14 protein-coding genes are annotated in these 15373 nt (G+C 58.3%); 10 read left to right on the top strand and 4 right to left on the bottom strand.

What is annotated here, in order from left to right:
- Window positions 1-160: 160 nt before the first annotated feature.
- From AC4ANK_RS09150 to AC4ANK_RS09140, 3 genes are all read left to right on the top strand, one after another.
- Window positions 161-2608 (top strand): acyl-CoA dehydrogenase, encoded by a 2448-nt coding sequence (locus AC4ANK_RS09150; RefSeq protein WP_031594865.1) that lies wholly within the window; start codon window positions 161-163, stop codon window positions 2606-2608.
- Between the two features lie 77 nt (window positions 2609-2685).
- Window positions 2686-3096 (top strand): PA2817 family protein, encoded by a 411-nt coding sequence (locus tag AC4ANK_RS09145; RefSeq protein ID WP_004657828.1) that lies wholly within the window; start codon window positions 2686-2688, stop codon window positions 3094-3096.
- A 201-nt stretch (window positions 3097-3297) separates the two neighbouring features.
- A complete protein-coding gene (locus AC4ANK_RS09140) occupies window positions 3298-4152 on the top strand; it encodes a pirin family protein (RefSeq protein WP_002552668.1) in 855 nt (284 codons plus the stop codon).
- Between the two features lie 107 nt (window positions 4153-4259).
- Here AC4ANK_RS09140 and aceE read toward each other — a convergent pair whose 3' ends face one another.
- Window positions 4260-6929 (bottom strand): pyruvate dehydrogenase (acetyl-transferring), homodimeric type, encoded by a 2670-nt coding sequence (gene aceE / locus AC4ANK_RS09135; RefSeq protein WP_460383115.1) that lies wholly within the window; start codon window positions 6927-6929, stop codon window positions 4260-4262.
- A gap of 144 nt (window positions 6930-7073) precedes the next feature.
- On the opposite strand from aceE, the gene AC4ANK_RS09130 reads away from it, so the two are divergent.
- Window positions 7074-7526 carry a MarR family winged helix-turn-helix transcriptional regulator gene (locus AC4ANK_RS09130; protein WP_002552666.1) on the top strand — a complete coding sequence of 151 codons (453 nt, stop codon included), beginning with the start codon at window positions 7074-7076 and terminating at the stop codon, window positions 7524-7526.
- Between the two features lie 2 nt (window positions 7527-7528).
- Here the strand turns inward: AC4ANK_RS09130 and AC4ANK_RS09125 are convergent, their stop codons facing one another.
- Window positions 7529-8632: a transketolase-like TK C-terminal-containing protein gene (locus tag AC4ANK_RS09125; protein WP_002552665.1), complete on the bottom strand. Its 1104-nt coding sequence runs from the start codon at window positions 8630-8632 to the stop codon at window positions 7529-7531.
- A 289-nt stretch (window positions 8633-8921) separates the two neighbouring features.
- Between AC4ANK_RS09125 and AC4ANK_RS09120 the strand changes: the two genes are divergently transcribed.
- Window positions 8922-9665, top strand: a complete 744-nt coding sequence (locus AC4ANK_RS09120) for a helix-turn-helix transcriptional regulator (RefSeq protein WP_002552664.1) — start codon at window positions 8922-8924, stop codon at window positions 9663-9665.
- A 1-nt stretch (window position 9666) separates the two neighbouring features.
- On the opposite strand, the gene AC4ANK_RS09115 is transcribed toward AC4ANK_RS09120, so the two are convergent.
- Window positions 9667-10347, bottom strand: coding sequence for an acyl-homoserine-lactone synthase (locus tag AC4ANK_RS09115; RefSeq protein ID WP_002552663.1), 681 nt, complete (start codon window positions 10345-10347; stop codon window positions 9667-9669).
- Between the two features lie 218 nt (window positions 10348-10565).
- Between AC4ANK_RS09115 and AC4ANK_RS09110 the strand changes: the two genes are divergently transcribed.
- Genes AC4ANK_RS09110 through AC4ANK_RS09090 form a run of 5 tightly spaced genes read left to right on the top strand, consistent with a single transcriptional unit; the run spans window position 10566 to window position 14137 of the window.
- The gene (locus AC4ANK_RS09110; protein WP_002552662.1) at window positions 10566-11762 is read left to right on the top strand and encodes an aminotransferase class I/II-fold pyridoxal phosphate-dependent enzyme; all 1197 of its coding nucleotides are present in this window, start codon (window positions 10566-10568) and stop codon (window positions 11760-11762) included.
- The gene (locus tag AC4ANK_RS09105; protein WP_002552661.1) at window positions 11755-12273 is read left to right on the top strand and encodes a DUF6190 family protein; all 519 of its coding nucleotides are present in this window, start codon (window positions 11755-11757) and stop codon (window positions 12271-12273) included. Before AC4ANK_RS09110 ends, AC4ANK_RS09105 begins: the two co-directional genes overlap by 8 nt.
- Window positions 12263-13060 (top strand): dihydrodipicolinate synthase family protein, encoded by a 798-nt coding sequence (locus AC4ANK_RS09100; protein ID WP_460383118.1) that lies wholly within the window; start codon window positions 12263-12265, stop codon window positions 13058-13060. The genes AC4ANK_RS09105 and AC4ANK_RS09100 overlap by 11 nt, the downstream gene beginning before the upstream one ends.
- Entirely contained in the window at window positions 13060-13917 is an 858-nt protein-coding gene (locus tag AC4ANK_RS09095) for an iron-containing redox enzyme family protein (protein ID WP_002552659.1), read from the top strand. Before AC4ANK_RS09100 ends, AC4ANK_RS09095 begins: the two co-directional genes overlap by 1 nt.
- On the top strand, window positions 13901-14137 hold the full coding sequence (locus tag AC4ANK_RS09090; protein WP_002552658.1) for a Rieske (2Fe-2S) protein: 237 nt from the start codon (window positions 13901-13903) through the stop codon (window positions 14135-14137). The genes AC4ANK_RS09095 and AC4ANK_RS09090 overlap by 17 nt, the downstream gene beginning before the upstream one ends.
- Before the next feature lie 41 nt (window positions 14138-14178).
- On the opposite strand, the gene AC4ANK_RS09085 is transcribed toward AC4ANK_RS09090, so the two are convergent.
- A complete protein-coding gene (locus tag AC4ANK_RS09085; RefSeq protein ID WP_002552657.1) occupies window positions 14179-15360 on the bottom strand; it encodes a patatin-like phospholipase family protein in 1182 nt (393 codons plus the stop codon).
- Window positions 15361-15373 lie beyond the last annotated feature (13 nt).

Below are 15373 nucleotides of genomic sequence, written 5' to 3'. Positions count from 1 at the left end.
CGTTCCCCTCGCAGTCGCTGATAAATAAAGGCTCACAGTCTACCCAGAAGCGACGGCAACTTCCTCGTCAACCAGGGGTCACTATCGATGTCGCCTCACCACTGCCCGGCGACCAGTTCTTGATCGCTGCCACGGCGGCGGTCATCACGGAGGAATACCTATGCTGTTGTTGTGGATTGTAGTGCTGGTCGTCGGCATTGCCTGGCTGGCCCATCGGCGTACCGCCCCGCTCCCGGCGCTTGGCGTGGTAGCCGTCTACCTGCTGGCCATGGGCATTTTCAGCCACGCGCCAGGATGGCTGCTGACTGTTTTCTGGGTGCTGTGGCTGGCAGTGTTCGTACCTGTTGTGCTGCCCGACCTGCGCCGCAAGCACTTCACTGCGCCCATGTTCAGCTGGTTTCAGAAAGTGCTGCCGCCCATGTCGGAAACCGAGCGCGATGCGATTGACGCCGGTACGGTCTGGTGGGATGGCGAGCTGTTCAGCGGTCGCCCGGACTGGGACAAGCTGCTGGCCTATCCAAAAGTCCAGCTCACCGAAGAAGAACAGGCCTTTATCGACGGGCCGACCGAAGAACTCTGCGCGATGGTCAGCGACTGGGAAATCGGTCAGGCCATGGACCTGCCGCCTGAAGCCTGGGCGCACATGAAAGAGCACGGGTTCTTTGCCCTGATCATTCCGAAAGAATTCGGTGGCAAGGGCTTCTCGGCCTACGCCCACTCTCAGGTGGCCATGAAACTGGCCACCCGCAGCGGCGACCTGGCCTCCACCGTGATGGTGCCCAACTCCCTCGGCCCTGCTGAATTGCTGCTGCATTATGGCACTGACGAACAGCGCAACCATTACCTGCCACGTCTGGCACGTGGCGAAGATATCCCCTGCTTCGCGCTGACGGGTCCATTGGCAGGTTCCGATGCGGGCGCGATGCCCGACACCGGGGTTATCTGCAAAGGTCAGTGGCAAGGCGAGGAAGTCATCGGCCTGCGCCTGACCTGGGAAAAGCGCTACATTACCCTTGGCCCGGTCGCCACCCTGCTCGGCCTGGCTTTCAAGGCTTACGACCCTGAGCACTTGCTCGGCGAAAAAGAAGATCTGGGCATCAGCCTGGCGCTGATTCCGACCGACACGCCCGGCGTTGAAATCGGCCGTCGCCACTTGCCGCTGGGCGCAGCGTTCATGAACGGCCCGAATTCAGGCAAGGACGTCTTTGTTCCGCTGAGCTACCTGATCGGCGGCCAGCCAATGCTCGGCAAAGGCTGGATGATGCTGATGAACTGCCTGTCGGTAGGACGTTCGATTTCGCTGCCCGCGGTCGGCACCGGCGCTGCCAAGTACACCAGCCTGGTGACCGGCCAGTACGCCAAGGTGCGCGAGCAATTCAATGTGCCGCTGTCGGCGTTCGAAGGTATTCAGGAAGCGCTGGCGCGCATCGGCGGCAACGCCTGGCTGATGGACAGCGCGCGCATGCTGACCGCCAATGCGGTCGATCTGGGAGAAAAACCCTCGGTGCTCTCCGCGATCCTCAAATACCACCTGACCGAGCGTGGCCGCGAATGTATCGGTCAAGCCATGGATGTGCATGGCGGCAAGGGCATCATCATGGGCCCGAACAACTACCTGGGCCGCAACTGGCAAGGTGCGCCGATCTTCATCACCGTTGAAGGGGCGAATATCCTTTCACGTAACCTGATGATCTTCGGCCAGGGTGCCATTCGCTGCCATCCATTCGTGCTCAAGGAAATGGCCTTGGCCGGTCGCGAAGACAAGCAGCAGGCGCTGCTCGAGTTTGACGCGCTCCTGCTCAAGCACATCGGTTTTGCGGTGAGCAACGCCGCCAGCACCCTGATTCTTAATCTGGGCTTTGGCCATTTTGAAAGAGCACCGGGCAACAGCCTGAGCCAAGGCTACTTCCGCGCGTTGAACCGTCAGGCAGCAGCTTTCGCGATGTTGGCGGACTTGAGCATGATGCTGCTGGGCGGCGAGTTGAAACGCCGCGAACGCCTGTCGGCGCGTCTCGGTGACGTGCTCAGTCATATGTATCTGGCTTCGGCGGCACTCAAGCGCTACCACGATCTTGGCTCGCCAGATCACATGAGCCCGCTGTTTCGCTGGGCCATGGAAGAAAGTCTGGGCCACTCGGAACGTGCCATGGACGAAATCCTCGGCAACTTCCCTAACCGTGTGCTGGGTGGGCTGTTGCGTGCAGTGGTGTTCCCGTTCGGTCGTCGCCACAAGGGCCCTTCGGACAAGCTGGACGCCGAAGTTGCACAGGTACTGGGCCGCGCCAAGGGCGATCCGACACTGGAAGAGTTGCTCGCAGGCTGCTATCGCCCGCAATCGGCAGAAGATCCGGTCGGCGCGCTGCAACATGCCATCAACTTGCTGACTACTGCATATCCGTTGCACAAGAAGCTGCAAACGGCGCTCAAGAGTGGTCAGATCAAACCGGCCGCAGGCGAGCATGCCATCGACGCTGCGTTGCGCATCGGTGTATTGCAGGCAGAAGAGGCACAGACACTGCGTACAGCCGAAGCCGCCCGTCGCAAGGTGATCGACGTGGATGATTTCGACAAGGAAGAACTGACCCTGGCAGCGGGCAAGATTCGCTGACGTTCAAGGTCACACCACACAGCAGGCGCGTAGAGCTTTATACTCTCGCGCCTGTTTTTGCATTTGAGGATTACCCGATGGCCGACGCCACTCTCGATCACCAACTTGGCCTGCTGGCACACCTGCGCAGCATTCTGGTCGCGCTGGGCGAGGCCGAGCAGGTTCCGGAAGAAAGCCACGCGCTGTTCATGGAGCGCTTCGACGAACTGGTCGAGCAACTGCCGCAGGACCCGATAGAAAGCCAGTACCTGGGCCAGGACATCCTGTGTCAGGTCATCCAGCGCTACCCGCAAATCGCCCACCTGGTGCCTCGCGACCTGCTGTGGTTTTTTGCCGGTGACTGCCTGCATTTCATGCCGGATGATGAAATCGAGCTGTATCAGGCGCTGGAAGAGCGCCGTTACGAAGCCGAGCAGAACGACGAACCATTTGACTGGAACCAGGAAAAGCAGCTGCTGGCCATGTCGACACAGGGCAGCAAACACTGATCACCTCTCGTTGTAACGCCTGGCCCGGAGTCTGTTCCGGGCAGGTTGCCTGTTACTCACGCCAATGCGTATCAACAGGCAACACATCGATAAATACGATCATTCCGTTCCGGGATTCGAATCAGTTAATCGAATAGACAGGCATACCATGACACTCCCTTGCGCCTGAAAAGGCCACCTGATAAGGAGTGCTCTCTTTCCATGACTCAATTTCGTAAAGTCCTGTCGATTCAGGCAGGCCAACCTGCCTCTGACGGCGCGGGAGTCAAACTGACACGCGTTTTCGGCGGACGGGGCGTGGAACAATTCGATCCATTCCTGATGATGGACGAGTTCGGGTCGGACGTGCCTGATGACTATATCGCGGGCTTTCCACCTCATCCGCACCGTGGCTTCGAAACGGTGACCTACATGCTTGAAGGCCGTATGCGTCACGAAGACCATATGGGCAATGTAGGCCTGCTGCAGGGCGGCGGCGTACAGTGGATGACCGCTGCACGCGGGATCATTCACAGCGAAATGCCTGAACAGGAAGAAGGCACCATGCGAGGTTTTCAGCTATGGCTGAACCTGCCGGGCAAGAACAAGCTGAACGACGCCAGTTATCAGGACATCCAGCCGGAAAACGTTCCTCGCCTGACCACTGAAGCCGGTGTGCAGGTGGTGGTATTGGCCGGGCATTTCGACGATGGCCAGGTTCGACAGGCCGGTGCGGTACAGCGCCCGGATACCGAGCCCTTGTACTTTGACTTCGACATGCCTGCCGGCAGTCGTATCAGCCCGCGCTTGCCCGAAGGGCATCTTGCATTGCTGTACGTGTACGAAGGCAGAATCGAAATAGAAGGCAGCGCACAGTCAGTGAGCAAGCGCCATCTTGCGCGCCTGTCTGACACAGGGGATTTGCAGATCAGCAGCACCAAGGGTGCGCGCGTCTTGTTGATTGCAGGCAAGCCCTTACGCGAGCCGATCGTGCAGTACGGGCCGTTCGTGATGAACACCCGCGAAGAGATTGACCAGGCGTTGCGTGATTTCCGGGAAGATCGTCTGACGGCGTGACAGGCTAAAGTGAGCAGATACTCTCACTCAGGTAATCAGGAAACCGTGCACCTCGCTTGAAGTGCACGGTTTCGCAACTACTGTCTCGTGACAGAGACGAGCGCGACTCAGACCAGCACCGGGTTCTGCTTGCCTGGGTCGATCTTGTAGCGTTCGATGGCCTGGGCCACGACCTTACGCTCGACCTTGCCGTCATCGGCCAGCGCCTTGAGCGCAGCCACAGCCACGAAGTAACGGTCCACCTCGAAGAAATGACGCAGCGATTCACGGGTATCGGACTGACCAAAACCATCCGTACCCAGCGCCACGAAACGACGCAGGGGTACGAATGGACGGATCTGGTCAGCGAAGATCTTCATGTAATCCGTTGCCACGACGACCGGCCCTTCCCTGTCGGCGAGACAGCTTTCAACGTAGCTCAGGCGCGGCTCCTCCTCAGGGTGCAGCAGGTTCCAGCGCTCGACGTCCTGGCCTTCACGGCGCAGCTCGGTGAGGCTGGTAACACTCCAGATTTCACTGCTAACACCAAAGTCGTCCTTCAGCAATCTGGCGGCCGCGATGACTTCCAGAAGGATCGACCCGCAGCCCATCAATTGCACGTGTTTGCCGGAGTTGACCGACGCACTGGCCTGCAATGGGTACATCCCTTTGATAATGCCGGCTTCGGCGCCCTCGGGCAGATCAGGGTGCGGGTAGTTCTCGTTGAGCAAAGTGATGTAGTAATAGATGTCCTCATTTTCGGCAAACATGCGGCGCATGCCATCTTGAATGATCACCGCCAGTTCAAAGGCAAACGTCGGGTCGTAAGACACACAGCACGGTATCGTCGACGACATCACGTGGCTGTGCCCGTCATCATGCTGCAGGCCTTCGCCCATCAGCGTGGTCCGGCCTGAGGTGGCCCCCAGCAGAAAGCCCCTGGCCCGGGCATCACCCGCCGCCCAGGCCAGATCGCCCACACGCTGGAAACCGAACATCGAATAGAAGATATAGAACGGCACGGTCATCACGCCATGGTTGGCGTAGGACGTACTGGCGGCAATCCACGAGGAAATGGCGCCGGACTCATTCAGCCCTTCCTGCATGATCTGCCCGTCGGTGCTTTCCTTGTAGTAGCTCAGTTGCCCTGCATCCTGTGGCGTGTACAGCTGACCGACATGGGAATGGATGCCGATCTGGCGGAACAGGTTCTCCATACCAAAGGTTCGCGACTCGTCCGGCACAATCGGCACGATCAACTTGCCAATGTTCGGGTCCTTGAGCAGCGTCGAGAGGATGCGCACAAAGGCCATGGTCGTCGATATACCGCGATCACCGGTGCTTTTCAGCTGGGTATCCAGCACCGAAAGCGGTGGAACCTGCAAGGTGGCCGCGTCACTGAAACGCGCCGGAATGTACCCGCCCAGCTGAGCACGGCGGGCCTTGAGGTACAGTGCTTCGGTGCTGCCCTCGGCGGGTTTCAGATAAGGCATGTCGCCCAGTTGATCATCGGTGATGTCCAGAGAGAAACGGTCGCGGAAGGCCTTGATCGCCTCTGCCCCGAGCTTCTTCAACTGGTGGTTGATGTTCTGCCCCTCGCCCGCCTCGCCCATGCCGAAACCTTTGACCGTCTTGGCCAGAATCACGGTCGGCCCGCCCTTGTGACGCATTGCGGCAGCGTAGGCGTTGTAGACTTTTTCCGGATCGTGCCCGCCCCGCGAGAGCTTCCAGATATCGTCGTCGCTCATGTCGCTGACCAGCTCCAGCAACTCAGGGTACTTGCCGAAGAAATGCTCACGCACGTAAGCGCCGTTCTGGGATTTGTAGTTCTGGTACTCGCCGTCCACGCATTCCATCATGCGCTGACGCAGCAGCCCGCTCTTGTCCTTCTCCAGCAGCGCATCCCAGCCACTGCCCCAGATGACCTTGATTACGTTCCAGCCAGCGGCGCGATACAGGCTTTCGAATTCCTGAATGACCTTGCTGTTACCACGCACCGGGCCGTCGAGACGCTGCAGGTTGCAGTTGACCACGAAGATGATGTTGTCGAGCTTTTCGCGCCCGGCCAGCGCAATGGCCGCCTGAGACTCGGGCTGGTCCATTTCGCCATCGCCGAGAAAAGCCCAGACCTTGCGCCCCTGATGCTCCTTGAGCCCGCGATTTTCCAGGTAACGCATGAAACGCGCCTGATACGCCGCCGTGATTGGCCCAAGCCCCATTGAAGCAGTAGGGAACTGCCAGAAGTCCGGCATCAGGCGCGGGTGCGGATAGGACGAAATGCCATCGCGATCCGTTTCGCGACGGAAGTTGTCCAGTTGCTCTTCGCTCAGGCGACCTTCCAGGTACGCCCTGCCGTAAATGCCCGGCGAAGAATGGCCCTGGATGTAGACCAGATCGCCAGCGAACTGCTCGGTACGGCCACGGAAGAAGTGATCGAACCCCACGTCATAGAGCACGGCGGCAGACGCATAGGAGGCAATATGGCCGCCCACACCGGAATGCTTGCCGGCACGCAGTACCATCGCCAGGGCGTTCCAGCGGATGAACGCGTTGATACGCTTTTCAACCTGGAGGTCACCCGGATAAGGCTGCTGACGGTCGCTGGGAATGGTGTTGACGTAGGGCGTCGTGACCCGACCATAGAAATCGCCGTGTTGAGCGACATCGAAGTCCAGCAACTGATCGATCAGGTAGTGCGCGCGCGGGCGCCCTTCACTGTTGAGTACCGACTCAATCGATTCGAGCCATTCGCGGGTTTCTTGCGGATCCTCGTCAAGAAACCGGGGTTGCTGTGCCATCGTCGCCTCCTACTGTGATGCGGCAGTGGACGCCGGACAGGCGTCTGCCTTGAAAAATCTGATTGCAATTGCAACCACATGCCGGAATTTATCCCGTGCTCGGTTACTATTGCAACCCTCAAGAATTTCAGACAAAGGTGATTCATGTCGTCAGCCGAACCGGATATGTGGTTCAGATTCGTCAGGGCGCACCGCTGTCTTATTCGCGAAATCGAACGACGTCTGGCGGCGGCCGAACTGCCCCCATACGCTTGGTATGACGCGCTCTGGGGTGTGGAAAGCGGGCCTCAGGGCATGCGCCGCATGCATGAGCTGGCCGATGTCATGGCCATCGAACGCTACAACCTGACCCGCCTCATCGACCGCCTTGAAAGCGAAGGGCTGGTGGAACGCCACAGATCCGACAGCGACGGCCGGGGCGCGGTGGCAGCGATCACCGACAAGGGCCGGACACTGCGCAAACAGATGTGGCAGATCTACGAAACGGCGGTCGACGAGCTGTTTCTGGCGCAATTCGACGCCCCGCAGCGCCGCGTGTTTGCTGATGCGCTGGAGCGTGCCGCACTGGCAGCCCGACAAAGTGGCAGTAAAAGCTGACATCAGACCAGCCGATAGCGTTGCAGGGCGAGTTTCAGCGGCTCGTAGCTCAGTTGCCCGCCCTCCGCAAGCGCGGTCAGGGCCTGAACGACAATCCACTCGGGGCTGATTGCAGGCTTACCTTGCGGCGCAGCGGAATCGGCTCCCAAGGCAACAAACCGTCCGGGGACATGTTCACGCAGTTGCTCGGCCACGGCCTGCGGATAACCGGTGACCGCCACCACGGCGTCGTGCCCTTCGCCGAGGCAATCACGCAAGTGCCAGGACCGAGGGGTCTTCAAGGGATGGAAACGATTCCAGCGTCGGCCCGAGCCGGCATCGCGCGCCAGTCGGGTATAGCTGGGGCAGCTCCAGACTTCGCAATCGACATTCCAGTGCTCCTTGAGCAGGCTGGCCGCCTGACGTACTGACCGCAGGGCCAGGCCCGCACCCAACAGGCGCACGCGACGGCCGTCGTTGCCGGAAACGACATCGCCAACCCGATACATACCTTGCACAGCCGCCGCAGCCTGCGTCTCGCTCAACGCGCTGACCTGATCATTGGATTCGTCATGCAACGCCATGTAATAAAAACCGGCCCGGCCTTCAACATACAGACTGTGCAAAGCGTGCAGCGTGATCGCCCGCGCCTCCGCAGCATCCGCAGGGTCGTAAGGCTGACACTTGCTGTTTGAAAGGAGCCACAACGGCAGCCACGGATGAGCGCCCTTGGGCCAGCGAGATGGCAACGTCTCGATGTCGTTGCAGAAAATTCCACGTTGGGATGACTCCGATGCCAGCGCGCTCAGTTCGGCCGAGGTTTCGCTGCTGATCATGTAGATCAGAGGCAATTCGACCTTGCCGGCCTGTGCAGCAAATCGCAAAGGCCAGGCGCTGGCGAGCACGCCCTCCTGTTCGCAGGCCATGTGCTTGCTGGCTCGCACCACGGATATACGCCGCGAGGTAGACGGGTCTCGGGTCAGACGCTCGACGATGTCGGCCATCGCAAACAGGGGTGAACAGCACCCGCGCAGCGCAAGCCCCGCAGCCGCTTGAATCTTTTCCATGCAAGCCAGCGCTGCAACCCGGGTTTGCGGCGCCAACTGGTGGCCATTTGCGCTGTTCATCACTACTCCTTGCTGTCGGACAAGCGTCCTTGCACCTTAATGGAACGAAGAATATGATTGCAATCGCAACAAAATCCCATCCGGTGTGCGTGATCGCAGTGCAGGGCCCAACGCCCAAACACGCGTGCGCTCGTATGCAAATGCTTCGACGAGCGCACTTTTTTACAGCCTTGACCGGTGTTCAAAATCAAAAGACACAGGTAGTCCATGTTTTCATGTACTACTTAAATTACACATGCGGATAATGAGTACAGCCAGGCCGAGAACAAAACAATAAACAAGGTATTACATGGAGGTTCGTACCGTGAAAGCCCAACTTGACTGCCCACCGTTGAAGATAAACGGGGCCCCTGCCCCTCTCCGTCAACTGATCGAAGACTTTGAAAACGATCTGCACCACATTGGCGATTTCACTTATGCCTACTTTTCCACGCCCAAGACGCGTAATGTCAAACCCGTCATTTCGTCCAATTACCCCGACTCCTGGCTGAAATCTTATGTAGCCTCAAACTATCACCTCATTGACCCCATCATCAAACATGCCTGGCATAGCATTACGCCATTCTTCTGGAGAGAGGCCCGCAATGCTGTTCAGGGCGTCGAAACCGACGATTTCCTGAAGCGGTCAGCCAAATATCAGCTCTCCTCGGGGGCCACTTTCACCCTGCACGATGCCAGTGGGCTTTTTGCCGCACTGAGTCTTTGCAATGCCCGGCAGCAGAACGATTTCGATCAGCGAATCCGCGAAAAAGCCGCCGATATCCAGATGAGCCTCATCCGCTTCCATGACCGGTTGATCAAGACCCGAGCGCCCCATGAACTCTTTCCGCAGCCCGCCCAGTGCAAGTTGTCCACCCGCGAGACAGGTGTGTTGAAATGGATGGCGATGGGCAAGTCGTACAGCGAAATCGCTGAAATATTTTCCATCTCGGAACGCACTGTGAAGTTTCACATGTCCAATGTCTCCAGCAAGCTCGAAGTGCGCACTGCCAAGCAGGCGGTCTACAAAGCCATCAACATGGGCATGGTCTGATTCAGGCAGCGCTATGCATGCAGGCTTGCGGTGCGGAGCCTGATACGCCAAGCGCTATCGGCCAACGCAGCAGGTCATCCGTGACAGGCTGTCTGAAGGCAATATTCTCGAGCAGCCGCTGATGGTTGTCGGCCGTCACCGGCATCTCGAGCAACAGCACTGTCTCGCCTGGCGATGCTTCACCGGTCGACAGCACATGGTGCTCCCATCCAGACTTGCGCACGATCCGCGCCATTGCCTTGCTGACCACCGTGATGATCGATTGCAAATCGGACAACGCAGCATGGTTGTGCATGGAGAACAGCAGCATTTCGGTCAGTGGTGCGTGCAGAATACCCAACGAGCGTGCCCGAGCCGTGTCGACAAAGAACCTGCTCGACTCCGCCATGGCGGCATTTTTGGGCGCAGCGCAGTCAAAAAAACTGCGGAATGGGCCTTCCAGCATGTAGGGATCACAGGTGTTGATCAGCCTTAGCCCGGCCAGCGGAACCCCCTTCCAGCTTCCGACAAGGTAAGTGGTAGTGGCATTGTCGTATTCATCAAATTCAAATGCGTGACTCACACGAACTTTCCATTCAAGACGATCTGAAAAAATCTTCTTGCGCATGGAATACAGTGTTTCCAGCAACGTAACGGGCATCGTCGTGTAACTGGCTAACTGAAACTCAAACCCGCTCGACATTATAAACTCCACTTCGCACAACCAGTGTCAAGCATCGCGTATTTCAAAGGGTAAATCTACTGTACCTAAGAACAGGTCAATACCTTGAAATATAACCTTCTGTTATTTGCACTTAGGTACAGTGTTATTTCAGCCAAAAATAAGGAAATCTGCTTCGGCGCTCTGGATATCCAGGACGGCTGCACCCCAAACAATAATGACTCCATAGGGATAATGGTATGAACAGTCTATATGCCGGTATCGACACCTTGAACGCGGTTCCAGTTCTGGACGATATTACCCAACACGAAATCTCTGCCCTGAAAACCCGTTTCAACCTGGCCGATGCACACACTCATCAGGATCAGAGCGACACTCAGCGCATGATCGTCGCCAGCCTGCCCGAGCTGTGGTATCAGGCGCAGAACCAGACCCAATACCAGAGTGAGCAGGCCTTCATTCATGCCTTTTTCACCTTCCATGGTCAGCACCATGCGCTGAAACGCCACGACGAAATCTATCTCGTCTACGCAGCGTCCATCGCCATGCACATTACCGCGACCTACCTGCGCAAACAGAACATGAGTGTCGGGCTGATCGAGCCTTGCTTCGACAACCTGCACGATCTCTTGAAACACATGGAAGTGCCTATGTCGGCACTCGATGAAAGCCTGTTCACCTCATCGACCGAGGTGTACGCAAACTTGCAGAAAGCGGCCATCGGGCTGGATGCGATCTTTCTGGTCGACCCCAATAACCCGACCGGTTCCAGCCTGTTTGCCGGCGGACCGGATACGTTCGTCGAAGTGGCCAGATACTGCCGCGATTACAACAAACTGCTGATACTCGATTTCTGTTTCGCCTCGTTCTTCAAGGCGGCCGGTCGGGAACGCGTGGACGCCTACGCGATTCTCGACGATATCGGCACGCAATACCTGGTCATGGAAGACACTGGCAAGACCTGGCCGCTACAAGACACCAAATGCGCCACCCTCATGGCCAGCCAGGACATCAACGCCGATATCTATAGCATCGTCACCAGCGTCCTTTTGAACGTCTCGCCATTCATCCTCAATGTGGTTACCCGCTACATCGAGGACAGCAACGACGATGACTTCAACTCCGTGCGCTCGGTGCTGGACGTCAACCGCCGCATGGCCCGGGCGAGTCTTGAAGGCAGGGTTTTGAAGTATGTGGAGCCGATGATCGACACCAGCGTGGCGTGGTTCGAGATTCTGCCCACTGGCATTAACGCCGATGAGTTGCAGGCTTATCTGTTGCAATGGGACGTGTACGTACTGCCGGGCAAATATTTCTACTGGAGCCAGCCCGAAAAAGGCCAGCGTTACATACGTCTGGCGCTGGCACGCAAGCCGGAAGAATTTGCGGCCGCCGTTCAGGTCATCGCAAGGGCCCTGGAGAACTTCCATGTCTGACTTCGACCTGCCAATGATCGACGCAACAGTGTTCATGGGCATGCACCACGCCGATCCCGGCGTGCGTGAAAAATCCCTGGGTTTGTTTTCCCGGTTCTATGAAAGCAGCGTGCAGATGAGTTTCGCCCAGATAGGCATTTGCGACGCCATTATCTGGAAGAAAAGCCGCGCCTTGCAGGACGTGTACTACCCGTTCATGGATGTACTGCACACTGACATGGCCATCCAGCGCCAGGGTTGTAGCGAACACATACTCCAGCGCGCCGCGACGGACACACTGCTCAAAGGCCTGCCCGTCGAAAAGAAACTGCTGGCGGCGCAGGTACTGGAGCAGGAAATCCCGTTTTATACCCATGATCCAGAGCTGCTGCGCCTGCACGTCCTGCAGCCTTTCCTGCAGCCGTTCGAAAGCCAAGTCAGACAGCCTGCGTTCCCGGAGATGTTGCAACGTCTCTATGACCAGTCGAGTGCCATGGTGATCCGCAACGAGGACTTTGAACATGTCTGGTAAAACCATTCTGGTGCCGCTGGTAACGCCCCTGAACGAACAGGCGCAGGTCTGCGAAACCAGTCTTGAACGTCTTTTGAGCAGCCTCGCAGCCCACGTCGACGGCTACATTCCATGCCTGACCTCCGGAGAAGGCTGGCGGCTGTCGCGCCAGCAATGGCTAAAGATGCTGGAGCTGACCCTACGCCATGCGGGCGACAAGCTGGTCATCGCCGGGATTGAGCGCAGTTCGACGCAGGAGGTACTGGACTTTGCCCTGATGGCTCAGGATGCCGGCGCGCAAGCGGTGATGTTCACCTCGCCGTTTACACCCGGTATCAGTCAGCAGGTGATCATCGATCATTACCAGACCATTCATGACGCGACCCGTCTGGATATCTTCATGTACAACGAGGCCGCCCTGTCAGGCAACGAGAAGACCTTCACCCCCCTCGAGGCCATCGCGCAGTTACCCAGGGTGATTGGCCTCAAGGACTCGCCATCCATGTCTCGCTCGCAGGATCAGGTGGATGCCATTCGGCAACAGGGCGTCGACTACTTTATCGGTTGGGAAATGCAGCTGGCTGGCGAACTGGAGTCAGACGGCAATGTGGTGTCCCTCGCCAACCTGGAACCGCGGCTCTGTCGGCAAGCGGCTGCCCGCCAACAGCCAGCGCTCAGTCAGGAAATCGCGACGCTCAATGAACGGTATCTGCTGAGTGCGTCCGACTGGTACGCCCAGGTCAAGCGCGAGCTTAAAGCCCGTGGCGTGATCGATAGCGACCGGGTTATGACCGAGGAGGCTGCTTAATGGAAAACATGCAAAAGCAACTGTTTCTGGCCAATCGTGCACTTATCGAAAAACTCGTACCTATCCCACAGGAGCTTCTGACATTCGAGCAGCGCTGGATCGACGACGCCATCGAACGCAGCATGACCGCGGATGTTCCTGGTGATCTTGCTGGTCTGCGCAGGATGCTGGCCGAACTGGTCGAGCTGGAGAGCAGCGAAGTGCCGCCCAGCGCGCAGTATGTCGGCAGCGACATGACGCTCGACGAGTTCCGGATTCTGGTTCAGGAGTTTGCGCTGGATGGTCTGACCGAAGCGCAGGTTTTCTATCATCTGATGCCCAGGCTCAGCCTGCCCGCGCAAATGCCCATGCTGCGCATGATGATCGACGAGTTTGGCTCGGGAAACCTCAAGCGCTCGCATACCACGCTGTATCAGGACCTGCTGCGCGAACTGGACATGCCGCTGGACCTGCAATTCTATGTGGAGGCCAACTCCAGTGCCGGTTTCACCTTTCCCAACATGTTCTGCTGGCTGGCCATGCGCGCGGATGATCCATCATGGTTTGCCGGGGTCATTACCTACTTCGAGACCGTGGTGCCGTTCTTTTTCGAGTGTTACACCAAGCTCTGCGAGCGATTGCAGATCCAGGCTCATACCTACTACTCCGAACACGTTCATATCGACGTTTTCCATGCCATCGAGGGGCAGCGCCTGCTCAAGGCCATGGACGTCAGCGGTGATCTGGACCCGGTGAAAGCCTGGCGAGGCATCTGCATGGGGCGCGAGATCACCAATCTGGCATTCGACCTGGCCGTAGAGAAAGCTCGTCGAGTCAAGCACTTCAACAAGGAGGCCAACCTTGAACGAGCCTGCTGAGTTTCGTCGTCCCGACACGTTCACCGTGCATATCGGCCAGGAGCAATACCTGGTACCGAGTAGTTGCCCGCATCGTGAGGGGTGGCTGGAGCATGGAGTGGTCAACGAGAAACGCCGATCCATTACCTGTCCCCTGCACTTCTCGGTGTTCAGCCTCGAAACCGGAGAGCAATTGAGCGGCCCGCCTTGTGGCAACCTGCAGGTTCGGCGACTGAGGTAGAAGCGCGTCCCACGGCAGGATTCGCTCCTGCCGTGGAGGCGTCATGTGAGGCGCAGGAACCTTTTCAATTCCGCACCTTGGGCAATCGCATCGTGTCGGCCCAATTCGATCAGTTCGCTGCAATAACCCGATTCGAACAACAGATAGCTCAGGACACTGGCGCCACTGCTTTTGGTCGCGCCCGGCCCGCGCAGGAACGTGCGCAATGCAGGCGGAAGTTCACGGCGGTGCCGGGCAGCGATTTCGTCCAGCGGGCGGCTTGGGGAAATCACCAGCACTTCCACCGGCTCCATACCCGGCTGCCTGATCTGATCGCAAGGCAGCAACGCGCTGGCCATGTTCAAGCGCTCCAGCAACTCGATATCGCTTTCCAGATTATCGATGAAGGTGCTGTTGAGCATGTGGCCGCTGATCTGCGCCAGACTTGGCTGTATACCGATTGGCGCACGCGGTGCCGGCCTTTCGGTTTTCAGCCCGCGCGGATTGCCACTCACGCCTACGACCAGAACACGATTGGCACCCAGGTGCAGTGCCGGACTGATCGGTGCCGACTGACGCACGGCGCCGTCACCAAAGTATTCCTGATCCAGCATTACGGGGGCGAACAGCAAGGGAATGGCTGAACTGGCAAGCAGGTGATCCACGGTCAGTTGAGTCGGGCGGCCGATACGTCGATGACGCAGCCAGGGCTCGATGGTGCCGCGGCCCTGATAGAACGTGACTGCCTGCCCTGATTCATAGCCAAAGGCTGTTACCGCCACGGCGCGCAGGTGATGGGCATCGATGGCGGCCTCGATCCCGGACAGGTCCAGCCGCTCATTGAGCAGTTCACGCAGAGGCGAGCTGTTGAGTAAGGCAACCGGGATATTTCGCCCGAAGCCCATCAGGCTGCGGCCAAAAAAACGGCTGGCCTGATGAATCACACCAGACCAGTCGCTGCGCAGCACCTGATGGCTGCGGAACGACTGCCAGAACTCGGTCAACTGGTGAATGGCAATGCGAAAGTGCAGCGCGCCGCTGGCCAGTTTCACCGCGTTGATTGCCCCGGCTGACGTACCGACAATGACCGGAAAGGGATTGGGAGAACCGGGCGGCAGCAAGTCGGCAATGCCTGCAAGTACGCCAACCTGATACGCAGCACGCGCACCGCCACCTGACAAAATAAGCCCGGTCACGGGCTCGACTTCGGTTACAGCCTGGGTCACTACTGCGGTATCTGGCATCTACAACTGGCCT

This window comes from Pseudomonas sp. Pmew2 (genome assembly GCF_058129885.1).
Note: the sequence above shows the minus strand (reverse complement) of the source record. Positions and strands in the feature narration are given on the sequence as shown.